The following is a 24923-nucleotide window of genomic DNA, read 5'->3' on the forward strand; positions in this document are numbered from 1 at the left end:
AACACATTCCGGCCCGCACGCGGCGGGCCGGGATGGTCATGCATCAACGGGTGTTGAGCTTGCTGTTGCGGCGCCCGTAGAAGAAGTAGATCAGCAGGCCGACGACCGTCCACGCCGTGAACAGGTGCCAGTGTTCCAGGAAGGACTGGAAGAACAGGAACATGCAGGCCAGGAAGCCGAGCGGGCAGATGATCGATGCCGCCGGAACGCGGAACGGCCGGTGCAGTTCGGGGCGCGTACGGCGCAGCACCAGCACGCCCAGGCACACAGTGGCGAACGCGACCAGGGTGCCCATCGACACCAGTTCGCCGAGCACGCTCAGCGGCATCAGGCCCGCCAGCAGGCACGCGGCGATGCCGACGATGATCGTGCCGACGTAGGGGGTATGGTGCTTCGGGTGCACCTTGCCGAAGATCCCCGGCAGCAGGCCGTCGCGCGACATCGTGTAGAAGATGCGCGGCTGCGCCATCAGCATCACCAGGATCACCGACGACAGGCCGGCGATGGCGCCGATCTCGACGGCGGTCTTCAGCCACGCGAGCTCCGCATACGGCTCGAGTGCGGTCGCGACCGGCTTGGCGGTGTTGAGTTCGGTGAAGGGTGTCATGCCGGTCAGCACCGCGCAGACCGCGATGTAGATCACCGTGCACAGCGCCAGCGAACCGAGGATGCCGATCGGCATGTCGCGCTGCGGGTTCTTGGCCTCGCCGGCCGCGGTCGAGACCGCGTCGAAGCCGATATAGGCGAAGAACACCACGGTGGCCGCGCGGAACACGCCGTCCATGCCGAACTGGCCCGGGCCGGTGTTCTCCGGGATGAAGGGCGTCCAGTTGGCGGGATCGACGTAGAAGATGCCGACACCGAGGAATGCGGCGATGACCGTGACCTTGATCGCCACGACGATGCCGTTGACGAACGCGGACTGGGTGATGCCGACATAGCACAGCCCGCTCACCGCGGCGACGATGACGACCGCGGGCAGGTTGAAGATGTTGGCGGTACGCACGAAGCCACCGTTCTCCCAGGCGATCGGCGCACCGGCAAGCTCCGCCGGGAAGGGTATGCCCAGCGTCGACGTGAGGAAGCTCACGAGATACCCGGACCAGCCGACCGCCACCGTGGAGGAGGCGAACAGGTATTCGAGCACCAGGCACCAGCCGATGAACCAGGCGACGAATTCGCCCAGCGTGGCATAGGAATACGAATACGCACTGCCCGAGACCGGCAGCAGCGCCGCGAACTCGGCATAGCACAGGCCGGCCAGGGCGCAGGCGATGCCGGCGATGACGAAGCTCAGCATGATCGCCGGGCCGGCGTGGTTGGCCGCGGCCTGGCCGGTCAGCACGAAGATGCCGGCGCCGATGACCGCGCCCAGCCCGAGCAGCACGAGGTGCTTCGCGGTGAGGGTGCGCTTGAGTTGGGCTTCGCCCTGGAGACTCCCTTCGACTGGTTCACCCGCGTCCACGCGCGGTGCGGCTTCGACCGGTTTGACCCTGAAGAGGTCTCTGAGCATGTTGTTCCCCAGCATTGAGTACGAGCGGGACGTCGGCAGCCGACGCCTGCGGTGCGCGCTCCCCCCGGGAACGCAACCGCCGTACCTTGCCAAAGCTGCAACGGGATCACAAGCGCGTGAAGCCATGGATAATCGTGCGCTTTCCGCCACTCCGTATGCCATTCGTCATGCCTGTCGACACACCGTCGCGGACGCTGCTCGCGGCCTTCGCCGATTACGCGCGCCGCTGGCCGGAAGAAGCCGATGTGGCCGGCGCATTCATCGCACTGGTCGACGACGTCGACGATCCCTTCGTGCGCGAACGCCTCGCCGGCCACTTCACGGCGTCGGCGTGGCTGGTCAGCATGGATGGCACGCGCACCCTGCTCACCCACCACCGCAAGCTCGACCGCTGGCTGCAGCCGGGCGGGCATGCCGACGGCGATCGCGACCTTGCGGCCTCGGCGCTGCGCGAAGCCTGCGAGGAAACCGGGCTGAGCGGGTTGACGGTGGAGCCGGCCATCTTCGACCTCGACCGGCACTGGATCCCGGCGCGCACCGACGTGCCCGGGCACTGGCACCACGACGTGCGTTACGTCGTGCGGGCGGGTACAGACGAGAACTTCGTGGTCAGCGAGGAGTCGCATGCGCTTGCATGGCGACCGATCGATCGCGTTGCGACAGACAACGCGGCCGACCCCTCACTCCGGCGGATGGCGCGCAAGTGGCTTGCGCGGAAGGAGAGGGAAGCGGTATCGCTCACGTCGTGACGCGGCGGGATGGACGCGCGTCCAGGGCCGCGTACCCGCTCGCTCCAGGACGAACTTCTCGCCTCAACCCACGGTGTTGGTCGTATCGCGCTTCTCGCGCGGCGGCAGGCTGTCGTCGCCATGCACCAGGAACCACACGTTCTCGGCGATGTTGGTGGCGTGGTCGCCAATACGCTCGAGGTTCTTGGCGATGAACAGCAGGTGCGTGCACGGTGTGATCGAGCGTGCGTCTTCCATCATGTAGGTCAGCAGCTCGCGGAACAGACCGGTGTAGCGCGCGTCCAGTTCGGCGTCGGATTCCCGCACCCGCTGCGCGGCGTCGGCGTCCAGGTCGCGATAGGCCACCAGCACCTCGCGCAGCTGGCGCACGGCAAGCTCGGCCAGCCCGTTGAGGCCGCGGGTCAGCGGCAGCGGCGGTGACTGGTTGAGTGCCACCGACCGCTTGGCGGCATTGGCCGCGTAGTCGCCGATCCGCTCGATGTCCGACGACACCCGCAGGGCCGCGAGGATCTCGCGCAGGTCGCGCGCCAGCGGGCCGCGCAGCGCCAGGCGCATGACGTCATGGCTGATCTCCTTCTCCAGCGCATCGATCGCCTCGTCGTTGGCGACGACGCGCGCCGCGGCGCTGTCGTCACGACGCTCGATCACGTCGAGTGCCGCTTCCAGCTGCGACGCAGCCATTTCGCCCATCCGCAGGATCTCCGCCAGCAGGCGCTGGCGTTCGTCGTCGTAGCTCTTGACGATATGGTTGTGGGGCTGCGTGGTCATGGGAGGTTCCCGAGAGGGGTGGTCCGGGCGGCTGCGAAGCGTGCGGGCACGAATGGCAACGTCAGCCGAACCGGCCGGTGATGTAGTCCTCGGTCTGCTGCTTCGAGGGGTTGGAGAAGATCGCCTGCGTGGTGTCGTGCTCGATCATGTCCCCGAGGTACATGAAGGCGGTGAAGTCCGAGACGCGCGCGGCCTGTTGCATGTTGTGGGTGACGATGACGATCGTGTAGTCGCGCTTGAGCTCCTCCACCAGTTGCTCGATGCGGCTGGTGGAGATCGGGTCCAGCGCGGACGTCGGCTCGTCGAGGAGCAGCACGTCGGGCCGCAGCGCCACGGCGCGTGCGATGCACAGGCGCTGCTGCTGGCCACCGGACAGGCCGAGCGCGTTCTGGCCGAGCTTGTCCTTCACCTCGTCCCACAGCGCCGCCTGCCGCAGGGCGAGTTCGACGCGCTCGTGCATCTGCGCCCTGGACAGCTTCTCGTGGTGGCGGATCGCGTAGGCGATGTTCTCGTAGATCGTCATCGGGAACGGCACCGGCTTCTGGAACACCATGCCGACCTTGCTGCGCAGGCGGTTGAGCGGATACTTCGGCGCGAGCACGTTCTCGCCGTCCAGCAGCACCTCGCCGCTGGCCTGCATGCCGGGATAGAGGGCGTAGATTCGGTTGAAGACGCGAAGCAGGGTGGATTTGCCGCAGCCCGACGGCCCGATCATCGCCGTGACCCGCTTCTCCGGAATCTCGATGTTGATGCCCTTGAGCGCGTGGAACTTGCCGTAATGGAAGTCCAGGTTGCGTGCGGCGATCTTCACCGGAGCATCGGCCTGCGTCGCGCGTTCGGGCGTCGCGAGCTGGATCCGCTGCGGCGCGTGGGCGGTGGATTCGTTCATGGACAGGTCCGTCGCGAGGAAGGTCATGGCGGGTCAGTCGTTGGTGATGCGGTTGCGCAGCAGCAGCACGCGTGCGAGCAGGCTGACAACCAGCACGAACGCGGTCAGCACCAGTGCGCCGGCCCACGCAAGCTGCTGCCAGGATTCATACGGGCTGCCGGCGTACTGGTACATCACCACCGGAACGCTCGCCATCGGACGCATGATGTCGCTGTTCCAGTACTGGTTGCCGAAGGCGGTGAACAGCAGTGGCGCGGTTTCGCCCGAAATGCGGGCCAGGGCCAGCAGCACGCCGGTCACGATACCTGCCATCGCGCTCCGGTACAGCACCTGCACGATGACCTTCCACTGCGGAATGCCCAACGACAGTGCGGCCTCGCGCATCTGCGTCGGGACCAGGCGCAGCATTTCGTCGGTGGTGCGTACCACCACCGGCAATACGATGAAGGCCAGGGCGATCGCGCCGGCGAGTCCCGAGAAGCGGCCCCCGGTCTGCATCACGAACAGGGTGTAGACGAACAGTCCGAGCACGATCGACGGTGCCGACAGCAGGATGTCGTTGACGAAACGCACCACGATGCCGATCTTGCGTGCGCCGCCGTACTCGGCGAGCCACGTTCCCGCGGCCACGCCCAGCGGCGTGCCGATGCCGATCGCCAGGGCGCACATCACCGCACTTCCGAAGAACGCGTTGAGCAGGCCGCCTTCGACCATCGGCGGCGGCGTCATCTGCGTGAAGAGCTCGATGTTGATGCCGCCGGCCGCCTTGGCCACCAGCGTCCAGAGGATCCAGCCGAGGAAGAACAGGCCGAAGCATGCGGTGAGCACGGACAGCACGATGGCGATGACGTTGCGGATGCGCCGGCGCAGGTAGAGCGCATCGGATCCGCGCGCGACGTGGCTCCCGTTCGCGGCCATCATGTGCCCTCCCGGCGCGACAGTTGCATGAGCATGAACCGGGCGATCGCGAGCACCACGAACGTCACCAGGAACAGCACGAAGCCGAGCAGCAGCAGCGCCGAGCGGTAGGTCTCCGTAGCCTCGCCGAAGTCATTGGCGATCAGCGCCGCGATCGTGGTGCCCGGCTCGAGGAGGGACGGCGTCAGGCGGACCGAATTGCCGATGACGAACGCCACCGCCATCGTCTCGCCCAGCGCACGACCCAGGCCGAGGAACACGCCGCCGATCACCGCGGACCGGGTGTAGGGCAGCACGATGTCCCAGCTGACTTCCCACTTCGTCGCACCGAGCGCATAGGCGGATTCCTTGAGCCGCGTGGGGACCGTCAGGAACACCTCGCGCATCACCGACGAGATGAACGGGATGATCATGATTGCCAGGACGAAGCCGGCGGTGAGCATGCCGATGCCCAGCGGCGGGCCCCGGAACAGCACGCCGATGCCGGGCACGGTGCCGAGGTGGTCGTTGAGCCAGGGAGTGACGTACTCGGTCATCACCGGCACCAGCACGAACAGACCCCACATGCCGTAGATGATCGAGGGAATGCCGGCGAGCAGTTCGATCGCGGTGCCGACCGGGCCACGCATCCAGCGCGGCGCCACCTCGGTGAGGAAGAACGCGATCCCGAAACTCACCGGCACGCCGATCAACATGGCGATCATCGCGGTGACGATCGTGCCGTAGATCGGCACGAGGGCGCCGTACCTGTTCTCGACGGGGTTCCAGTCGGCCGAGTAGAAAAAGCTCAGCCCCTGGCTGGCCAGTACGTCACGCCCGCCCCACAGCATCGAAAGCGCGGCACTGGCCAGCGCCACCAGCACGAACACCACGGTGCCGGTGAGTACCCAGCGGAACAGGCGGTCCGCACGTGCATCGCGGATGTCGCGACCGGTGGGGGCCGGCCGCGACTCGGGGATGGAAATCGCGTTCATGCGCAGGCTGTCGGCCGGTCCTTACTGCTGCGGCTGGAAGCCGAACTCGCTCTGCCAGTACGCCTGCACCTGCTGCACAAGCGGCTCGGGCAACGGCACGTAGTGGAGCTCGGCGGCCTGGGTCTTGCCGTTGGCGAACGCCCACTGGAAGAACTCGAGCGTCGCGCGCGCGCGCTCCGCATCGCGCGGCTGCTTGTGCATCAGCATGAAGTTGGTGGCGGTGATCGGCCAGGCCTCGGCGCCCGGGGCGTCGGTGATCACCAGGTTGAAGTCCTGCGCGTTCGCCCAGTCCGCGGTCTCGGCGGCCGCGGCGAAGCTTGCTTCACTGGGTTCCACCCAGTTGCCGGCGGCATTGCGCAGCGAGGCGTAGGGCATGCTGTTCTGCAGCGCGTAGGCCAGTTCCACGTAGCCGATCGAGCCGCGGATCTGCTGCACGTACGAGGCCACGCCTTCATTGCCCTTGCCGCCCACGCCGGTCGACCACTGGACCGTAGTGCCTTCGCCGACCCTGGACTTCCATTCCGGGCTGACCTTGGACAGGTAGTTGGTGAAGTTGAACGTGGTGCCGGAGCCGTCGGAGCGGTGGACGATGCTGATCTTGCCGCTGGGCAGCGAGGTGCCCCCGTTGAGCGCCACGATCGCCGGATCGTTCCACGTGGTGATCTCGCCCAGGAAAATGCGCGCAAGGGTCGGGCCGTCCAGGCGCAACTGGCCGGGTGCGAGGCCTTCGATGTTCACCACGGGGACCACGCCGCCGATCGCGGACGGAAACTGGCCCAGGCCCGCCTGCGAAAGCTCATTGCTGTCGAGCGGACGGTCCGAGGAACCGAAGTCGACCGTGCCGGCCTTGATCTGGGCGATACCACCACCCGATCCGATCGACTGGTAATTGACGCGGTGGCCGGTAGCGGCGTTGTAGTCCGCCGACCACTTGGACACCAGCGGGAAGATGAAGGAAGCGCCGGCGCCGGAAATCTCGGCCACCACGCGATTACCGCTGCCCCGGGTGGCGGTGCCGTCCGCGGAGGGTGCACCGGTTGCGTTCCCGGCGTTGTCGGAAGGCTGGCAGGCAGCCAGGCCGATGGTGATCGACAGGGCCAGGGTCGCCAGACCGGCTCGGGAGAGGTTCATGAGCACTCCGGATTCATGGAAGGCCGGCTGACCGGCGGATGCGCATATAAAATGATGTTTTTGTTTCAGCTTGATTACATTGCCGGGCGCGGACCGCCGACCATGCGGCTCCGGCGCACCGGCCATGGCCGGTGCGCCGGACCATCTACCGCCCCTGGCGCAAAAAAAAACGGGCCCGGAGGCCCGCCAAGGGAGGGGAGAGAGAAGAACGCTGTCGATTGCCTGCCTGCTGGCGCAACGGACGTCCAACGCCCGCCACGTGGTGCCGGGCGTGCGGGCAGGTCTGACAGGCGAAACGCAGCCGCCGCGAACCGGGCGTAGTGCTTCATGGACACGACGTGCTCTGGTGCGGCGGGCCGATTCCGCTCGCGGCACATTCAATCGCGGGCTGATGATCGGACCATGGCAGCAGGATGACCAGGCCGTGACACCGCCTGGGCGATGCCGTAGCCGGTCGTCAGTAGCTCCGGCACTGCCGGAACCGCACCTGCGCGGCGCTGCCCGGGGGAGGCGTCAGCTGGATCCGGGACGAGGAGATCGCCGAGTGACGGACGATCAGCGGGCATAGCGCCTCGAACGCCTGGTCGGCGTCGGTATCGAGCAGATGGACCTCCAGCGTGGACTGGGTGGTCCAGAGGGCGCGGTCGACCATCGGCAGCGTCGCGATCGCGGTGATGGCGGCCTGGCGTTGCTGCTCCGGCGACAGATCCGTCGCTTCGGCCTCGAGGGTATCGCCGGATGGTGCAGTGGGCGGACCCGATGCAGGCACCGACACCGTCGGCGCCGCGGACGCTTCCGTGCGCGGCGGGAGCAGGGTGGGCACCACCATGAACGTCGCGATGCCGGCCAGCAGCGCCGCCAACCAGACCATCAGCGTGCGCTGGCGGGCGCGCTGGGCGGCGCCTGCGCAGATCGCCTCCAGCTGGGCAGGCTTGACCAGCTCGCGCACTTCCGGCCACAGGGTGGCGCCATCAAGCAGTTCGATGCGCTGGTTGGCAGAAGCCGCGCGCGCGTTGTCGTCGATCCGCCCCTGGGTGACCAGCAGTCCACCGGTCGCATTGGCCATGTGCACGTCGCTGACCAGCTCGTTGACCGTCAGTTTGCCGATCACGTAGGCGCTGCCGTGCTTGCACGCCAGTAGCCAGCGTTCCTGACCGCGGCCCAGGGTGTACTCGCTGTCGCCCGAAGCGACCTCCCTGTCCAGAACGCGGGTGAATCCGCGACGGGCCATGGCCTCCAGCACCAGGTGCAGGAATTCCCGCCAGGACATCGCCGCAAGCGCACGGATGCCCGCGGCGGTCTCGTCGCGGCGCATCAGCACGCCGCGCACATAGACGGTTCCCAGGATCCCCACCGCCGCCATCACCGCCAGTGTGACGACCCACTGCAGTACTGCACTCACGACAACCCCTTTTCGAGGCCGGTCCCCTGCGGCCGGCGGTCGGCAGGATAGACGGATTCGCGCTGGGGGTTAAAGGCGCCGCCTGCGGCGGCACCTGCCCGGACATCCCGGCGTTGGTGGTCAGGCGCCAGTGTCCGGCCCCCTGGAAGTCGCCGGCAGCGGGGTGGTGGATGTGCCAGCAGAGCCTGTCGTGCCGGCGCCCGTCGGTTTCGCGGCCGCGGTCGATGACGATGAGCTGGCGGCGCCAGGTGCGACTGCAGACGTCGCGGTGCCGCCCGATGCCGAACGGGCACCGGTCGCGCCGGACCGGCTGCGGCGTGTGCCCGGGGCGCGCGGCTTGGTGGCGGCGTCGTCGCCGTCGGCCCGGCGTGCCTTCTCGCGGCGTGCTGCGGCGTCGCGCGCGCGCAGCTCGGCCGTCAACGCCTCGATGCGCGCATTGAGCTCGGTGACATCGCGACGGGTCGGAACGCCCATGCGGGTGAGGGTGCGCTGCAGACCGCCGTCGAACAGGCGTTCGAGGCGCTCCCAGCCGGCGGTGACCTGTTCCCGGGCGTCATCGATGGTGGACCCGAGACCATCGCGCACATCATCGGCATGTGGACCGGAATCACCGCGGGCACTGCGGTCGACCTCACGGCCCTCGCGTACCAGGGTTTCGAACAACCGGCCGCCTTCCTCCTGCGCGCGCCCGAGCGCGCCGAGTCCGGCGAGCCAGATCTGCTGCGCCGATTCGCCGAGGGCGCGCTGGAACGAGGTTTCGGGCGGCGGTGGCGGCGGGGTCGCGGTGCGGGTGTCGTCGGCTTTCTTGTACGTCGCCATGCTGGTCTCCAGCGTCGTGTGACCAGCCGATCGTGTCGTACCCGGCATTAGCGCGGCGTCTAGAGGCGTCGTCGATGCCCGTATGCCGGCAGGTCCGGTGACGGCATGGGCCGGAGGGCGGGGAGGATCCCCGCCCGGGTGCCTCAGGCGCTGAATTCCTTTTCCAGCACGCGGCGGATCTCGGCTTCGATCGGGCCGCGCATCGCCGACAGCAGGAAGCCGAGTCTGGCAGTGACGCGCACCTCGTCGCCGGCCAGCGCGATCGCGCCGTCGACGCCCGAGCGCTGGAAGTTCAGTACGTCGCCATTCCATGCACAGCGCACGTCGAACTTCTGCGCCAACTTCGCGGAGATCTCCTCGACCGCTGCACGTGCCTGCGGCAACGGCAGCGAATGGGGATGGCGGATGTCGATATCGGACATGGTGCACCTGGTGGCAGGACGGGCACCCATTCTGCGTGCAGCCGGAAGCCGACTCCAGCGATGCGCGTGCTAGATTCGCCGCGCATGGAAATCCTCAGACTCCGCTTCGTCGGCGGCGATCAGCCTGACCTGCCGCTCGATGTCGGCATGCACCGCATCGGCCAGCTTTCCGGCGGCGGCATCGGTCGCATCGAGGGGGGCGATGCCATCGCCCTGTTGTGCGTGGACCGGCGCGGCGTGTGGCTCACGGTCGGTGAAGGCCGGCGCGGGGTGCATGTCAACGGGCGTCCGGTGCAGCGGCTGGCGATGCTGCGCCGGGGCGACACCCTGCATCTCGAAGGCGCCGAACTGCGGCTGCTGGGCGGGGCGCCCGTGCGCAGGCCGGGCGTGGGTGAACTGGCCACCGCGGCGGACGCCGCAGCGGGGCTGCACATCGTGCTGCGCGCGATCGGCGGGCGCCACCACGGGCGCAGCTTCACCCTCGATCGTCCGCGGCTGGTCGGCAGCCACGCCGAGGCCGACATCCATATCGACGACCCGGCATTCGCCGAGCGCCACGCACGCGTGGAACTGGTCCGCGGGGACGTGCTGCTGCGCGACCTGGGTTCCGCGGATGGCAGCATCGTCAACGGTGAGAGCGTGCGCGACGCACTGCTGCAGCCGGGTGACCAGGTGGTCTTCGATGCCTACCACCGCTTCGTGGTCGAGGCGCCGCTGGGCGGCGGATCGCATGCGCCGGCGTTGCCCGAGGTGGAGCTGCCATCCGACGAGGACGAATCGCCAGGGCGGCGCCCGTGGCCGCTGCCGTGGCTGCTGCTGACGGCGTTGCTGATCGCCGGCCTGCTCAGCCTGTTGCTGCTCTACGGCGCGGACTGACGGTGCGCGGCGGGGCCGGTGATCAGCCGGCGCGGCGCGCGCGCGCTGCCGGAGGGCGCAGCCTGCGCCACAGCCTCCAGCCCAGCAGCAGTGCCAGCAGCACCGCGTACAGCAGCGGTTCGCGGATGTCTGACTTCACCACCCACCAGAAGTGCAGCACCGCCAGTGCGGCGATCGCATAGATGAGCCGATGCAGGCGCTGCCACGCACCGGCCAGGCGGCGCATCCAGCCACGGGTGGAGGTGATGGCAAGCGGCACCAGCAACAGCCACGCGAGGAAACCCACGGTGATGAACGGCCGGCGTGCGATCTCGGTGGCGACGCCGGCCCAGTCCATGCGCAGGTCCAGCACCAGCCACGCGGCGAAGTGCAGGCTGGCATAGAGGAACGCGTACAGCCCCAGCATGCGCCGGAAGCGCAGCAGCTGCGGCTGGCCGGTCAACTGTCTGAGCGGGGTCACCGCCAGGGTCAGCAGCAGCAGGCGCAGCGCCCACAGCCCGAGCGTGTGTTCGATCATCGCCACGGGGTCGGGGCCCAGCGCGTCGATGTCGGTGCCGGTCTGTACCCGCCACGCACGCCATGCCAGCAGCGTGACCGGTGCGAGTGCCAGCGCATGCACGGCGGCCTTGGCGGCGATCAGCCCGCGCGGCGCGGCCCTGCGGTTCGGGGATGCCGGCACGCGCGGTCAGTACCAGCGCCGCAGGTCCATGCCTGCATACATCGACGCCACCTGGTCCGCATAGCCGTTGAACGGCCGGGTGGCGATGCGGTTGGCGAACAGCTTGCCCTCCGTGCCACTGATGCGCCGTTCGCTGCCCTGGCTCCAGCGCGGATGGTCGACGTCCGGATTGACGTTGGCGAAGAACCCGTATTCGCGCGGCTGCAGGTCGTTCCATGCGGTGGGCGGCATGCGTTCGACGAAGCGGATGGCCACGATCGACTTGATGCTCTTGAACCCGTACTTCCACGGCACCACCAGCCGCAGTGGGGCGCCGTTCTGCTGCGGCAGCGGCTTGCCGTACATCCCCGTGGCCAGCAGCGCCAGCGGATGCATCGCCTCGTCGATACGCAGCCCCTCGCGATAGGGCCAGTCGATCGAGCGGTAGCGCATCCCCGGCATCTGCGCGCGGTCGGCCAGCGTGGTGAATGCCACGTACTTCGCCTTCGACGTCGGCTCGAAGCGTCGCAGCACGTCGCCCAGCGGAACGCCCAGCCACGGGATCACCATCGACCAGCCTTCCACGCAGCGCAGCCGGTAGATGCGTTCCTCGGGCAGGAAGCCGCGCAACAGGTCGTTGAGTTCGAGCGTGCCGGGCCGCGCGCATTCGCCGCCGACCTCCACCTGCCACGGCGAGGTGCGCAGCGTGCGCGCGGCGCGCGAGGGATCCGCCTTGCCGGTGCCGAACTCGTAGAAGTTGTTGTAGGTGGTGGCGTCGGTCTCGCGGGTCAGCACCTCGTCGGTGGAGAAGCCGGCCTCCACCGAGGCAGCTGACGGGGGCGGTCCCGCGGGTGCCGGAGGCGCTTCGGCCCCGGCGCAGGCCGACAGCCCGAGCGCGGGAAATGCACCGAACGCGGCGAGCAGCCGGCGGCGCTGCCGCCAGACGGCCTCGTCGGTGACGTCGTCTTCGCGGATGCGCAGCGCCTCGCGCAAGATCCTGCGGTCGCCTGCCATGATCCGGCTCCAGTCGGGTGGGGCACCCGGTCGACGGCAGTGTGCGCCCGTGGGTGTTGCATGCGCGCGAACGCGCGTCCTGCCTGCGCAACGCTGCGGCATACTAGGCCACCGGCAGGCGCACAGCCGGCCGGCCTCCCACAGATGGATGTCGCCACCATGTCGCGTGCCTACAACTTCAGCGCCGGCCCGGCCGCGCTGCCCGAGCCCGTCCTCGAGCGGGCTCGCGAGGAGATGCTCGAATACGGCCACGCCGGCGCATCGATCGTCGAGCTGAGCCATCGCGGCGAGGAATTCATCGAAGTCGCACGCCGCGCCGAAGCGGACCTGCGGACGCTGGTCGGGATTCCCGACGACTACGCGGTGCTGTTCCTCGGCGGCGGTGCCACCACCCAGCAGGCGCTGATCGCACTGAACTTCGCCGCTCCGGGGCAGCCTGCCGATTACGTGGTCACCGGCCACTGGGGGCGCACAGCGCTGAAGCAGGTGGCGCCGTACGTCGACCTGCGCATCGCCGCCAGCAGCGAGGCCGACGGCTTTCGCAGCATCCCGGAGCGCGCGCAGTGGGCGCTGTCGGCGGATGCGGCCTACGTACACATCACCGCCAACGAAACCATCCATGGCGTCGAATTCCGCGAGGTGCCCGACACCGGCGCGGTGCCGCTGTTCGCGGACTTCAGCTCATCGATCGCCTCCGAGCCGATCGATGTCGGCCGTTACGGGCTCATCTATGCCGGTGCGCAGAAGAACCTCGGCCCGGTCGGCATCGGTGTCGTGGTGGTCGATCGTGAACTGCTGGCGCGCGCGGGCCAGCCGCGTGCGGAGATCTTCGACTACCGCGCGCACCTTGCCGCGGAATCCATGCTCAACACGCCGCCCAGCTGGAACTGGTACATGCTCGGGCTCACCGTGCGCTGGATGCTCGACGAGGGCGGGGTGGAGGAATTCGCCCGTCGCAGCGCCGCGAAGGCGCACGTGCTCTACGCGGCCATCGACGGCTCCGGCGGTTTCTACCGCAACGACGTCGATGCGGCGGTGCGTTCGCGCATGAACGTACCGTTCTTCCTGCACGACGCCGCGCTGGACGAGGACTTCCTCGCCGGCGCCCGAGAGGCGGGCCTGATCGGGCTGCGCGGCCATCGCGTGCTCGGCGGCATGCGCGCATCGATCTACAACGCGATGCCGGTTGCCGGCGCGGAGGCGCTCGCGGCCTACATGCGCGACTTCCAGCAGCGTCGGGGCTGAGCGATGACGATCGACGACAGGCCGCCTGGCATCGGGACGGGCGACGACGCGCCATCGGCCGTGCCCGACCTTGCCGCGGTGCGCGCGCAGATCGACGGCATCGACCGCGAGATCCAGTCGCTGATCGCCGAGCGTGCGCAGTGGGCACGCCAGGTCGGCCGCGCCAAGGGCCCGCTGGCCGCCGCGGTGGACTACTACCGGCCCGAGCGCGAAGCCCAGGTGCTGCGCCGAGTGGTGGACCGCAACCAGGGCCCGCTGTCGGACGAGGTGCTGGTGCGGCTGTTCCGCGAGATCATGTCGGCGTGCCTTGCCCAGCAGGAGCCGCTCAAGGTCGGTTACCTCGGGCCGGAGGGCACCTTCTCCCAGCAGGCCGTGCACCGGCACTTCGGCCATTCCGCGCGGGGCATTCCGCTGGCGAGCGTGGAGGAGGTGTTCGACGAGGTTGCCAGCGGTACCGCCGACTTCGGCGTGGTGCCGGTGGAGAATTCAGGGCAGGGCACGATCCAGTCGACCCTGGACCTCTTCCTGACCTCGCCGCTGATGATCTGCGGTGAGGTCGAGTTGCGGGTGCATCAGTACCTGCTGTCGCGCACCGGCCGCCTCGCGGACATCGAGCGCGTGTACTCGCACGGTCTCTCCCTCGCGCAATGCCGCAATTGGTTGCGCCAGCACCTCGCCACCGCCGAGAAGCATCCGGTGGCGAGCAATGCCGAGGGCGTGCGCCGCGCCCGCAATGCCGACGACGCAGCGGCGATCGCCGGCGAAAACGCCGCCCATGTCTACGGCATGCAGGTGGTGGCCGGCCCGATCGAGGACCGCGACGACAACACCACACGCTTCCTGGTGATCGGCCGCGCGGCCTTCCCGCCGTCGGGCAATGACCGCACCTCGCTGCTGGTATTCATCCGCGACCAGCCGGGTGCCCTGTATTCGATCCTCGATCCGCTGGCGCGGCGTGGCATCAGCATGAACCGCATCGAATCGCGCCCGGCCCATGGCGGGCTCTGGCAGTACGCGTTCTTCATCGAGGTGTCGGGACACGCGGAGGAATCACCGCTGCGCGACGCACTGGACGAACTCAACGCCTTCGCCGGGGACGTGCGGGTGCTGGGGTCGTTCCCGGTGGCGGTGCCATGAGCGCCCCCCTGGTGTCATGGAATGCCATGCCGGGCTCCGCCCTGCGCGGCACGCTGGAAATTCCGGGCGACAAGTCGGTTTCGCACCGCGCGATCATGCTGGCATCGCTGGCCGATGGGGTGTCGCGCATCGACGGCTTCCTCGAGGGCGAGGACGCCCGCGCCACCGAGTCGATCTTCCGCCGGTTGGGCGTGCGGATCGACACGCCGCAGGCCGGCAGCCGCATCGTGCATGGCGTGGGCATCGATGGCCTGCGTGCGCCATCGACGCCGCTCGACTGCGGCAACGCCGGCACCGCGATGCGCCTGCTCGCCGGTCTTCTGGCCGGTCAGCCGTTCGACAGCGTGCTGGTCGGCGATGCCTCGTTGTCGAAGCGGCCGATGCACCGCGTCACCGTGCCGCTGGCGCGCATGGGTGCGCGCATCGACACCGCCGATGGCGGGCTGCCGCCGCTGCAGGTGCATGGCGCTACGCGGCTGCAGGGCATCGAGTTCATCGCCGACGTCGCCAGTGCGCAGGTGAAGTCCGCGGTGCTGCTGGCAGGTCTGTTTACCGAGGGCAGCACCACCGTCATCGAACCGCAGCCCACGCGCGACTACACCGAGCGCATGCTGGCGGCCTTCGGCTGGCCGCTCACGTTTTCACCGGGCCGCGCCATCGTCCCTGGCGGTCATCGGCTGCGCGCGACCGACGTGCACATACCAGCGGATTTCTCCTCGGCGGCGTTCTTCATCGTCGCCGCCACCCTGGTGCCGGGTTCGGGATTGCGCCTGCGCCGGGTCGGCATGAACCCGCGGCGCATCGGACTGCTGCACGTGCTGCGGCTGATGGGTGCGGATATCACAGTGGAGACCGCGGACGAGCAGGGAGGCGAGCCGGTTGCCGACCTCGTCGTCCGGCATGCGCCGCTGCATGGCATCGAGGTGCCGGTGGAGCATGTGGCCGACATGATCGACGAGTTCCCGGCACTGTTCGTGGCCGCCGCCTGCGCGCAGGGCGTGACCACCGTGCGCGGCGCCGCCGAGCTGCGCGTCAAGGAATCCGATCGCATCGCCACGGTCGCCGCGGGGCTGCGCACCCTGGGCATCGGGGTGGACGAATCACCGGACGGGGCGCGCATCCATGGCGGCGAACTGCGGGGCGGCCGCGTCGACAGCCACGGCGACCATCGCGTGGCGATGGCGTTCGCGGTGGCCGCGCAGTGCGCGCGCGATGCGGTGATCATCGAGGACGTGGCCAACGTCGCCACGTCGTTTCCGGGATTCGTGGAACTCGGCCAGGCCGCAGGCTTCGGCCTGGCACGGGAGGGCGGCCTCCCTGCCGCACTCGCCGTGGATCGGACTTCCTGAAGTCGCGCGTGCTCAGCGCTGCGCGGACGCGTTGGCCTCGAGGCGGAAGTCCACCGGCACCTGCACGGTGGAGGCGATCGGCTCGCCATCGCGCATGGCCGGGGAGAAACGTGCATCGCGTACCGCCGCAAGCGCGGCACGGTCGAGTTCCCGCGAACGGCTGGACTCGATGATCTCGATGTCGCCGGTCCGGCCCTCGCTGTCGACGCTGGCGCTCAGCATGACAAGGCCCTCCTCACGTGCCCGCAGGGCGGCGGCCGGGTAGCCGGGGTCGATCGGGGTCACCGGGCTGGCATCGCGGGTCACGCCGACGGCCGGCGCGGGTGCGGGCTCGGGGCGTGGGCGCTCGCTGGCCGGGGGCGGGGCGGTGCCGTCGCCGATCTCCGGGCTGGTGCCGATCGGCGTGGGCGGCGCCTCCGGCGCGTTGACGGGGCCGCGCTGGCTGTAGAAGTACCAGCCAACCGCGATCAGCGCGATCAGCAGGAGGATCCACAGCAGGGGGCTGGAGCTCTTGCGCGGCAGCGACTCGCGCGGCGGCTCGCCAGCGGGTTGGCGGACATCGTCCGTGCGGCGTGGATCGTTCATGGGTGACCCCTGTTCAGGTGGGGCGTCGAGCGTTCCACAGCGGATGTGCGGGCCGCGTTACGGGTGCGCACGCGTACTTATCCGCGCCCGCTGACGAACTCCACCGGAACCTGCACCTCGTCATCCACCGGCTGGCCGTCACGCCGCGCCGGCTCGAAACGCCAGCGCTCGACCGCCCGAACCGCCGCACGGTCGAGTGCCGGGTGGCCACTGCTGCGGGCCACGCCAACGTCGCGCGGACGGCCATCGGTGCCCACCCGTGCGCGCACGAGCACCTCGCCGCTTTCCCCACGCCGCAACGACGTGCGCGGGTAGCTCGGCTGCTGCCGGCGGACTGCGACCGGTCGGGTGGTGGGCGCCGTCGCGGCGGCAGCGGAGGGTGGTGCGTCGGCGGCCGCGCCGGGTACCTGCGGCGCCGGCGTTACCGCCGCTGCGGGCCGCGCCATACCGGCGATGCCCGGATCCACGGGCGCAGGCCCGTACAGGCCGGGCATGTCGGGATCCGCGCTGGCCGGCTGCGGCGCCGGCAGTGCACCCGACGCGCGCGGCTGCACGGGTGCTGCACGGTCGACGTCCGCGCCCGGCAGCACCGGCGCACGGTTGCCGAAATAGACCAGGGCGAACAGCAGCAGGCCGACGGCGAAGGCGATGCCCATCGCGATCGCGATGCGGGCAGGCAACGGCAAACGGGCAAGTCGCAAGGCGGGGTTCTTCCAGTGACGGTCGACGTCGCCGCATTCTTGCACACGCTGCGGATGCGGCCGCTGGCCCCACGGGCGATAATCGCCGGCCATTGCCTTTCGCCTGGACGTTCCGATGCTCGATCCCGCCCTGCTGCGCGCCCGCCCCGATGAGATCGCCCGACGCCTGCGCGAGACGCGGGGCTTCGAGTTCGATGCGGGTGCACTCGAGCGTCTGGAGGCCGAGCGCAAGCAGATCCAGGTGCGCACGCAGGAGTTGCAGAACCTGCGCAATACCCGCAGCAAGGCGATCGGCCAGGCCAAGGCGAAGGGCGAGGATGTCGCCGCGCTGCTGGCGGAAGTGGCCGGGTTCGGCGACGAGCTCAAGGCCAGCGAGGGCCGGCTGGAGGCCATCCGTGGCGAGATCGACGCCATCGTGCGCACGCTGCCCAACCTGCCCGACGACGGCGTGCCGCTGGGCGCGGACGAGTCGGCCAACGTCGAACAGCACCGCCGGGGTGCGATCCCGCAGTTCGATTTCGATGTGCGCGACCACGTGGAACTGGGCACGCGCCACGGCTGGCTGGATGCCGATGCCGGCGCCAAGCTCAGCGGCGCACGCTTCACCGTACTGCGCGGCAGCCTTGCGCGACTGCATCGCGCGCTCGCGCAGTTCATGCTCGACCTGCATGTCAACGAGCACGGCTACGAGGAAACCAGCGTGCCGCTGATCGTCAATGCCGAGACCATGGAAGGCACCGCCCAGCTCGGCAAGTTCGTCGACGACATGTTCGCCACCCGGGTGGGCGACAGCACGCGCTACCTGATTCCCACCGCCGAGGTGCCGCTCACCAACATCGTGCGCGACGAAATCGTCGAAGCCGCGGACCTGCCACTGCGCATGACCGCGCACTCGATGTGCTTCCGCGCCGAGGCCGGCAGCCATGGCCGCGACACCCGCGGCATGATCCGCCAGCACCAGTTCGAGAAGGTGGAAATGGTGTCGGTGACGCGCCCGGACGACAGCGATGCCGAGCACGAGCGGATGACCCGCTGCGCCGAGACCGTGCTCGAGCGCCTCGGCCTGCCATATCGCCGCATGCTGCTGTGCACCGGCGACATGGGCTTCTCGGCACGCAGGACCTACGACCTCGAAGTGTGGCTGCCGTCGCAGCAGACCTTCCGCGAGATCTCCTCGTGCTCCAACGTCGGCGACTTCCAGGCCCGGCGCATGCAGGCGCGCTGGCGCAACCCGGACACCGGCAAGCCCGAACTCGTGCACACGCTCAACGGCTCGGGCCTCGCGGTGGGGCGCACGCTGATCGCGGTGATGGAGAACTACCAGCGCGCCGACGGCAGCATCGCGATTCCCGAGGCCCTGCGCCCGTGGATGGGGGGCGCGGACGTCATCGAATGACCGTCGCCCGGCGAACGCTCGCCCAGCACTTGGCGAATGCGCCATTGCTGTCGCCGGTGCTGTTCTTCGGCGTGATCTGGATGCTTGATGGCGACCTGGCGCGCGGCGCGACGTGGTTCGCCATCGGCATCCTGCTCGCCGGGCTGGACTGGCTGCTGCGGCACAGGCTGCCGCTGCGGGTGCTGCTGCAGCTTGCGGTATGGGGAACGCTGGTGGTGCTGGTACTGCGCGCCACACCGGAAGTCGGCTGGCTGGTCGGGATCATGGCTGCGTGGCTTGGCCTGATCGCCGGATTGGTGTGGATGGCGGCGAAGGCACCACGGCCAGCATCCTGATCGCGGCCAGTGTTGTGCAATCGGGACGGACGTGATTCGATTGCGCCCATCGTTCCATCAGGCGTCGCGCATGCAGGACCTCAACGACCTCTACTATTTCGCCGTGGTGGTCGATCACGGCGGTTTCGCTGCGGCCGAACGTGCGCTCGGCATTCCGAAATCGCGACTGAGCCGGCGCATCAGCCAGCTCGAGAACGAGCTCGGCGTGCGCCTGCTGCAACGGTCCACGCGCCGCTTCGCCGTGACCGACGTCGGCCAGAGCGTGTACCGCCACGCGCAGTCGATGCTGGCCGAGGCCACCGCCGCACGCGAGGTGGTCGATCGCCTCAGTGCCGAACCGCGGGGGCTGGTGCGCGTCAGCGTGCCGGTATCGATCGCGCAGCAGTCGATGCCCAAGCTGCTGCCGGACTTCCTCGCCCGCTATCCGCAGGTGCGGGTGCAGCTGCATGTGAACAACCGCCGCGTGGACGTCATCAACGAAGGGTTCGACATCGCGGTGCGCGTGCGTTCCAGGCTCGACGACGACGGCAGCCTGGTCATGCGCAGTTTCGGGCATATCCAGGAACTGCTGGTCGCCAGCCCGGAGTATCTGAAGCGGGCCGGGCGGCCGCGCGAGCCCGAGGACCTGCGCGAGCACGTCACCATGACGATGGGCGAGGACGAGGTGAAGCAGCGCTGGGAACTGCACGGCGGCGACGGCCAGGTGCAGCGCATCGAACTGAAGCCGCGGGTGGCGGGTTTCGACTTCCCGATGCTGATGTCGCTGGCCCGCCAGGGGCTCGGCATCACCATGCTGCCCGAGACCATCTGCGCCGACGCGGTGCGCAGCGGAGAACTCGAAGTGGTGCTGCCCGACTGGACGTTGCCGCAGGGCATCGCACATGCGGTGTTTCCGTCGCGTCGTGGCCTGCTGCCAGCGGTGCGGGTGTTCATCGACTACCTCGCCGAACGGCTGCCACCGCTGCTCGAGGAATCGAGCCTGGACTGCAAGCATCGCGCGAAGACCGGCGAGCCGCGCGCGCGTGGTACATCCGCGCCGGCCACGCATGCGACAATATCCTGACCGGTACAGTCCGGGAAAATGGCCGAGTGGTTGAAGGCACCGGTCTTGACCCGGAGGCCGGAGGCCGGAGGGAACAGCGGCACAGCCGCTGGTCGAACCGGCAGTGAGCGATATCGGAGAGATGGCCGAGTGGTTCAAGGCAGCGGTCTTGACCCGGAGGCGCAAGCCGGAGGGAACAGTGGCGCAGCCACTGGTCAAACCGCCCTGATGGACAGGAAGTTTCGGAAGCGTGGCCGAGTGGTTGAAGGCACCGGTCTTGACCCGGAGGCCGGAGGCCGCAGGGAACAGCGGCACAGCCGCTGGTCAAACCGGCAGTGAGCGATATCGGAGAGATGGCCGAGTGGTTTAAGGCAGCGGTCTTGAAAACCGCCGAAGGGTCAAACCTTCCGTGGGTTCGAATCCCACTCTCTCCGCCACTCGGGAATACCGGCCACGCCGACGCCTTGCGATCCCCCCGCTGCCTCGCTAGCCTCGTGCGCGGGGAAAGCAGAGGGAGGGGCCAAGGATGACCATCCGTGTCTTTCTGGTAGACGACCATGCGCTTGTCCGTACCGGCATGCGCATGATCCTGGCCAGCGAAGTCGACATCGAAGTGGTGGGTGAGGCGGAGACCGGCGAGGCCGCGCTGCCGGAGATCCGGCGCCTGACGCCGGACGTGGTGCTGTGCGACCTGCACCTGCCGGGCCTGAGCGGGCTGGAGGTGACCGAGCGGATCGTGCGCGGCAAATACGGGCCCCGGGTAATCGTGGTGTCGGTGCTCGAGGACGGCCCGATGCCCAAACGTCTGATCGATGCTGGCGCGTCCGGCTACGTCGGCAAGGCCGGCGATGCCAGCGAGTTGCTGCGCGCGGTGCGCGTGGTCGCTGCCGGCAAGCGCTATCTGGCCACCAGCATCGCCCAGAACATGGCGCTGTCCGCGCTGGCCGGCGACGACAGCCCGTTCGACCAGCTGTCCGCGCGTGAACTCGAGATCGCCATGCTGCTGATCCAGGGCCTGCGGCAGGAGGAAATCGCGCGCCGGCTCAGCCTCAGTGCGAAGACCGTCAACACCCACAAGACGCGGATGTTCGTCAAGCTGCAACTGCAGGACACCATCGCGCTGGCGCGTCTCGCCGGCCAGTACGGTCTGGCGGACCCGACGCACGCGCTCTAGCCGATTGGACGGAACGAAAAAGGGCGGCCCGAAGGCCGCCCTTTTCGTGTTGCCTTGCCGATGATCAGGCGTCGCGCGGCGGACGTGTATCGGCGCCGGTCTCCTGCACGGTCGCGGCATGCCCGCTGCCGTCGCCGTCGACACCGGCCTGTTCCCCGGCCTGTTCCCCGGCCTGCACGCCGTCTGCAGTGGCCTCGGCTTCGGCGTCGCGAGCGCTGCTGCCGAGCGGGTCCGGCGCATTACCGGTCTTCGCGTCGAACAGGCCGGGCATCACCGGATCGGTCGCCGGCGCGGAAGGCATCGCCGGTGCTGCAGGCTGCTCCGCGGCTGCGGGTGCCGTGGCAATCTCCGGCGCGGCTTCGCTGCCGGCCACCGCGTCATCGGCAGGCGTCGGATTGACGACCGCAACCGGAACCGCAGCGTCGACCGGCGGCTCGGTGGCATCAGCCACTTCGGCCACCTCGGTCATGGGCTCCGGCTGGAGCCGCGCCGGTTCACCGACCGCAGGCTCCGTCTGCGCGGCGACCTGCTGCACAGTCGAGGCGTCGGCCGGCGACGCCGTCCCGGTCTGCGTGGTGCCGGCCGGCAACGGTGCGGCCCCGGCATCGGCGACGTCCACGGGCTGGGCGTGGGCAGGCGCGGGTGCGTCGGCCGGCGCTGCGGTGGCAGGCTCGCTGGCCACCGGCTCCGCCAGCGAGGGCAGCTCGGCGTCCGTGGTGGCCTCCACGGCTTCTGGCTCGACCTCGGGGCCACCGCGGTCATGGTTGGACCTGTAGCGATCCTGCGAGGCAGGCGGTGCCGGCTGCGGGTTCGCCTTCGCGGTTTCCGCTTCGGGCGCCGTTGCCTGCTGCGGTGCCGAGGCTGCAGCCGCGGCGGTCATCGCCACGGCGGAGGCGGCCACGCGGGCGGCAGCACGTTGCGCAGGTTCGGTGCCGGACGCGATGTCCTGCATCGGCGCGGCGGCACGCTCGGGGGTCGCTGCCGGCATGTCGTCGAAGTCGAACTCGGGCTGCGAGCCATCGACGGCGGCCGTCGGGCCATCGGACGCGGCATCGTCGTCCTGCATCGCACCGTCCTCGCCAGCTGCGGCCTGTTCGCCGTTGCCGCGACGACGGCGGCGGCCACCGCGACGTCCGCGACGGCGACGGCTGCCACCATCACCCTCGCCATTGCCGTCATCCGGTGCCGACCCGGCGTCGCTGCCGGTCGTGCCCGGGGCCGCCTCGGCGACGTCCGCTGCGAGCTGCACATTGGTATCGACTGCAGGCGATGCGGTGCTGGTCTCGACGGTTTCGACCGGGCTTGCGGCCATCGGCCTGGTGGCCTCGGTCGCCGCGGCGGTCACCGCGACGTCGTCGCGACGCGGCTCCTCGACCTGCCCACGCGGTGCCCCCGCGTCGGCCGCCTCGGACCTGCGTCCGCCCTGCTGCGGTGCGGGCTTCGGCTGCTTCGGCGGGCGCGGCTGCTTCTGCTGTCCGTTCTGCTGCGCTTGGGCGGCCGCCTGCTGTGCGCCCTGCGCACCCCTGGCGGCCTTCTCGCCCTTTTCAGGACGCTGCTCGGACTGCGCGTTGCGCGCATCACGGCCACCCTGCTGCATGTTGCGCTCGGCCTGCGCCGGCTTGGGACCGCGGCGCTCGTCGCGGCGTCCGTTGCCACCACCGCCGTCACGGCCCTGGCGGCGGTCACCGCGGCGAGCGCCGCGGCCATTGCGATCGGCCGAGGCGTCGTCGCGGTCCGCCTGTGGGCGGTTGCCGCGATTGCCGCCAGTGGCAGGTGCCGCCGGCTCGGAAGCGAACAGCCGCTTGAACCAGCCCACCAGGCCCGCGGCGGGCGCAGGTTGCGGTGCCGCGACAGGCGCCGCGGGCGCGGCAGCCGCCACCGGTGCAGGCGTCTCCTCACGCGGCTCGCGCACCGGCGCCGGCTGCGCCGGACGCACGTTGGTGACGGCCGGCGGCGGCACGTTGAGGTTGTTCTTGTTCAGCGCGATGGTCGCGAGCTTGCGCGGGGTGCCGCGCTGGTAGCTCGGCTTGCTGGTTTCCTCGCCGAGTTCGTTCTCGCGGATGCGGGTGACCTCGTAATGCGGGGTGTGCAGCTGCTCGTCGGCGACGATCACGATCGGCGCGGCATGGCGCTTCTCGATCTCGGCCAGCGCGCCGCGCTTCTCGTTGAGCAGGTAGTTGGCGATCTCCACCGGCGCCTGCACCAGCACCTGGCCGGTGTTGTCCTTCATCGCGTGCTCTTCGGCCACGCGGATGATCGACAGCGACAGTGATTCGATGCTGCGCATGCGGCCGTGGCCATCACAGCGCGGGCAGACGATCTGGCTGGACTCGCCCAGGCTTGCACGCAGGCGCTGGCGGCTCATCTCCAGCAGGCCGAACTTCGAGATCCGGCCCAGCTGCACGCGCGCGCGGTCGTACTTGAGCGCGTTCTGCAGGCGGTTCTCGACCTCGCGCTGGTGCTTGGAGGACGACATGTCGATGAAGTCGATCACCACCAGGCCGCCCAGATCACGCAGGCGCAGCTGGCGGGCCACTTCGTCGGCGGCTTCCAGGTTGGTGTGGAACGCGGTTTCCTCGATGTCGCCGCCACGGGTGGCGCGCGCCGAGTTCACGTCCACCGCGGTCAGCGCCTCGGTCTGGTCGATCACCAGTGCGCCGCCCGACGGCAGGCGGATGGTGCGCTCGTAGGCGTTCTCGATCTGCGATTCGATCTGGAAACGGTTGAACAGCGGGGTGTCGTCGGTGTAGTGCTTGAGTTTGCGCAGGTTGTGCGGCATCACCTGCTCGACGAACTCCTTCGCCTCCTCGTACATCTCCGGGGTGTCGACGAGGATCTCGCCGATGTCGGCGCGCATGTAGTCGCGCAGCGCGCGGGTGATCAGGCGCGATTCCTGGTAGATCAGGAACGAGGCCGGCTTCGACAGCGCGGCGTCGCAGATCGCCTTCCAGATGCTGAGCAGGTAGTCGAGGTCCCACTGCAGCTCTTCGGCGTCACGGCCGACGCCGGCGGTGCGGATGATCACCCCCATCTCGTCGGGGATGTTGAGCTTGTCCATCGCCTCTTTCAGCGCCGCGCGGTCCTCGCCCTCGATGCGGCGCGACACGCCACCGGCAGTGGGCGAGTTCGGCATCAGCACCATGTAGCGGCCGGCCAGCGAGATGAACGTGGTCAGGGCGGCACCCTTGTTGCCGCGCTCCTCCTTCTCGACCTGGACCACGACCTCCTGGCCTTCACGCAGCAGCTCGCGGATCCCGGCGTTGCGATGGTCGACGCCCGCCTGGTAGTAGTCGCGCGAGATTTCCTTCAGCGGCAGGAAGCCCTGGCGGTCCGCGCCGTAATCGACGAAGGCGGCTTCCAGCGAAGGTTCGAGCCGGGTGATGCGGCCCTTGTAGATGTTGGACTTGCGCTGTTCCTGGGACGGCTGCTCGATGTCGATGTCGTAGAGCGTCTGTCCGTCAACGGTGGCCACGCGCAGTTCTTCAGCCTGCGTGGCGTTGATCAGCATGCGTTTCATGGGTGCGTTCCTCGCGCGCTACACCGCGCGGAACGCCGGGGGCGTCTCGCCTCTGGAGACTTGGACCGCGTCACCCGGGACAAGCCCGGGGGGCAGGGCAATGGGATGCCCCGGCGCCTGGCGGCGCGGCCTTGGGTATTCCAGCGCTGCGACACCACGGCGTACCGCGGGAGCGCTTGTTCTTCGTTGTCTGTTTGAAGGCCGGAGGCGGGTCGGCTGGGCCGTCCGCCACGCGGGTCATGTTCATTACACCGGAACCTCGCGGGCCGGACGATGGCCGGGTCTGCCAATGAGCCGCTAACATGTCCG

22 protein-coding genes, 1 tRNA gene and 1 pseudogene are annotated in these 24923 nt (G+C 69.2%); 10 read left to right on the forward strand and 14 right to left on the reverse strand.

The window, feature by feature from the left end:
- Window positions 1-43 precede the first annotated feature (43 nt).
- Window positions 44-1513, reverse strand: coding sequence for an amino acid permease (locus tag ERL55_RS06740; protein ID WP_129135754.1), 1470 nt, complete (start codon window positions 1511-1513; stop codon window positions 44-46).
- Between the two features lie 167 nt (window positions 1514-1680).
- On the opposite strand from ERL55_RS06740, the gene ERL55_RS06745 reads away from it, so the two are divergent.
- Window positions 1681-2262 carry an NUDIX hydrolase gene (locus ERL55_RS06745; RefSeq protein WP_129135755.1) on the forward strand — a complete coding sequence of 194 codons (582 nt, stop codon included), beginning with the start codon at window positions 1681-1683 and terminating at the stop codon, window positions 2260-2262.
- 63 nt (window positions 2263-2325) lie between these two features.
- On the opposite strand, the gene phoU is transcribed toward ERL55_RS06745, so the two are convergent.
- The 8 genes from phoU to ERL55_RS06785 form a co-directional block, all read right to left on the reverse strand.
- Window positions 2326-3030, reverse strand: coding sequence for a phosphate signaling complex protein PhoU (phoU, locus tag ERL55_RS06750; protein ID WP_100323108.1), 705 nt, complete (start codon window positions 3028-3030; stop codon window positions 2326-2328).
- Window positions 3031-3091: 61 nt separating this feature from the next.
- Window positions 3092-3946 carry a phosphate ABC transporter ATP-binding protein PstB gene (gene pstB, locus ERL55_RS06755; protein WP_241685862.1) on the reverse strand — a complete coding sequence of 285 codons (855 nt, stop codon included), beginning with the start codon at window positions 3944-3946 and terminating at the stop codon, window positions 3092-3094.
- A 6-nt stretch (window positions 3947-3952) separates the two neighbouring features.
- Window positions 3953-4837 carry a phosphate ABC transporter permease PstA gene (pstA, locus tag ERL55_RS06760; RefSeq protein ID WP_100323107.1) on the reverse strand — a complete coding sequence of 295 codons (885 nt, stop codon included), beginning with the start codon at window positions 4835-4837 and terminating at the stop codon, window positions 3953-3955.
- A complete protein-coding gene (gene pstC, locus ERL55_RS06765) occupies window positions 4837-5811 on the reverse strand; it encodes a phosphate ABC transporter permease subunit PstC (protein WP_100323106.1) in 975 nt (324 codons plus the stop codon). Before pstC ends, pstA begins: the two co-directional genes overlap by 1 nt.
- Window positions 5812-5832: 21 nt before the next feature.
- Window positions 5833-6942, reverse strand: a complete 1110-nt coding sequence (gene pstS / locus ERL55_RS06770; RefSeq protein WP_100323105.1) for a phosphate ABC transporter substrate-binding protein PstS — start codon at window positions 6940-6942, stop codon at window positions 5833-5835.
- A gap of 457 nt (window positions 6943-7399) precedes the next feature.
- On the reverse strand, window positions 7400-8344 hold the full coding sequence (locus ERL55_RS06775; protein WP_129135756.1) for a restriction endonuclease: 945 nt from the start codon (window positions 8342-8344) through the stop codon (window positions 7400-7402).
- A 120-nt stretch (window positions 8345-8464) separates the two neighbouring features.
- Window positions 8465-9163 carry a phasin family protein gene (locus ERL55_RS06780; protein WP_164972136.1) on the reverse strand — a complete coding sequence of 233 codons (699 nt, stop codon included), beginning with the start codon at window positions 9161-9163 and terminating at the stop codon, window positions 8465-8467.
- 143 nt (window positions 9164-9306) lie between these two features.
- On the reverse strand, window positions 9307-9585 hold the full coding sequence (locus ERL55_RS06785; protein ID WP_129135758.1) for a polyhydroxyalkanoic acid system family protein: 279 nt from the start codon (window positions 9583-9585) through the stop codon (window positions 9307-9309).
- Between the two features lie 84 nt (window positions 9586-9669).
- On the opposite strand from ERL55_RS06785, the gene ERL55_RS06790 reads away from it, so the two are divergent.
- A complete protein-coding gene (locus ERL55_RS06790) occupies window positions 9670-10461 on the forward strand; it encodes an FHA domain-containing protein (protein WP_129135759.1) in 792 nt (263 codons plus the stop codon).
- 22 nt (window positions 10462-10483) lie between these two features.
- Here ERL55_RS06790 and ERL55_RS06795 read toward each other — a convergent pair whose 3' ends face one another.
- Both ERL55_RS06795 and msrP read right to left on the reverse strand, forming a co-directional pair.
- Complete coding sequence (locus ERL55_RS06795; protein WP_129137242.1) at window positions 10484-11101, reverse strand: protein-methionine-sulfoxide reductase heme-binding subunit MsrQ; 618 nt, start codon at window positions 11099-11101, stop codon at window positions 10484-10486.
- Between the two features lie 45 nt (window positions 11102-11146).
- Window positions 11147-12133, reverse strand: a complete 987-nt coding sequence (msrP, locus tag ERL55_RS06800) for a protein-methionine-sulfoxide reductase catalytic subunit MsrP (RefSeq protein WP_129135760.1) — start codon at window positions 12131-12133, stop codon at window positions 11147-11149.
- A 159-nt stretch (window positions 12134-12292) separates the two neighbouring features.
- On the opposite strand from msrP, the gene serC reads away from it, so the two are divergent.
- Genes serC through aroA form a run of 3 tightly spaced genes read left to right on the forward strand, consistent with a single transcriptional unit; the run spans window position 12293 to window position 15864 of the window.
- A complete protein-coding gene (gene serC / locus ERL55_RS06805) occupies window positions 12293-13378 on the forward strand; it encodes a 3-phosphoserine/phosphohydroxythreonine transaminase (RefSeq protein ID WP_129137243.1) in 1086 nt (361 codons plus the stop codon).
- A gap of 3 nt (window positions 13379-13381) precedes the next feature.
- A complete protein-coding gene (pheA, locus tag ERL55_RS06810; protein WP_129135761.1) occupies window positions 13382-14515 on the forward strand; it encodes a prephenate dehydratase in 1134 nt (377 codons plus the stop codon).
- Window positions 14512-15864, forward strand: a complete 1353-nt coding sequence (gene aroA, locus ERL55_RS06815) for a 3-phosphoshikimate 1-carboxyvinyltransferase (RefSeq protein ID WP_129135762.1) — start codon at window positions 14512-14514, stop codon at window positions 15862-15864. Before pheA ends, aroA begins: the two co-directional genes overlap by 4 nt.
- A 12-nt stretch (window positions 15865-15876) precedes the next feature.
- On the opposite strand, the gene ERL55_RS06820 is transcribed toward aroA, so the two are convergent.
- Both ERL55_RS06820 and ERL55_RS06825 read right to left on the reverse strand, forming a co-directional pair.
- Window positions 15877-16449, reverse strand: coding sequence for an energy transducer TonB (locus tag ERL55_RS06820; RefSeq protein ID WP_129135763.1), 573 nt, complete (start codon window positions 16447-16449; stop codon window positions 15877-15879).
- 77 nt (window positions 16450-16526) lie between these two features.
- Window positions 16527-17150 carry an energy transducer TonB gene (locus tag ERL55_RS06825; protein WP_164972137.1) on the reverse strand — a complete coding sequence of 208 codons (624 nt, stop codon included), beginning with the start codon at window positions 17148-17150 and terminating at the stop codon, window positions 16527-16529.
- A gap of 115 nt (window positions 17151-17265) precedes the next feature.
- Between ERL55_RS06825 and serS the strand changes: the two genes are divergently transcribed.
- From serS to ERL55_RS06850, 5 genes and pseudogenes are all read left to right on the forward strand, one after another.
- On the forward strand, window positions 17266-18546 hold the full coding sequence (gene serS, locus ERL55_RS06830) for a serine--tRNA ligase (RefSeq protein WP_129135765.1): 1281 nt from the start codon (window positions 17266-17268) through the stop codon (window positions 18544-18546).
- Window positions 18543-18881 carry a hypothetical protein gene (locus ERL55_RS06835; RefSeq protein ID WP_129135766.1) on the forward strand — a complete coding sequence of 113 codons (339 nt, stop codon included), beginning with the start codon at window positions 18543-18545 and terminating at the stop codon, window positions 18879-18881. The genes serS and ERL55_RS06835 overlap by 4 nt, the downstream gene beginning before the upstream one ends.
- Before the next feature lie 70 nt (window positions 18882-18951).
- Window positions 18952-19869, forward strand: a pseudogene (locus ERL55_RS06840) (LysR family transcriptional regulator); the annotation flags it as partial.
- Between the two features lie 401 nt (window positions 19870-20270).
- Window positions 20271-20360: transfer RNA gene (locus ERL55_RS06845), tRNA-Ser, on the forward strand.
- Between the two features lie 89 nt (window positions 20361-20449).
- The gene (locus tag ERL55_RS06850; RefSeq protein ID WP_129135768.1) at window positions 20450-21097 is read left to right on the forward strand and encodes a response regulator; all 648 of its coding nucleotides are present in this window, start codon (window positions 20450-20452) and stop codon (window positions 21095-21097) included.
- Between the two features lie 64 nt (window positions 21098-21161).
- Here the strand turns inward: ERL55_RS06850 and ERL55_RS06855 are convergent, their stop codons facing one another.
- Window positions 21162-24605: an Rne/Rng family ribonuclease gene (locus ERL55_RS06855; protein WP_129137244.1), complete on the reverse strand. Its 3444-nt coding sequence runs from the start codon at window positions 24603-24605 to the stop codon at window positions 21162-21164.
- Window positions 24606-24923 lie beyond the last annotated feature (318 nt).

Origin of the sequence: Luteimonas sp. YGD11-2, assembly GCF_004118975.1 — a bacterium.
Lineage (GTDB): Bacteria > Pseudomonadota > Gammaproteobacteria > Xanthomonadales > Xanthomonadaceae > Luteimonas > Luteimonas muca.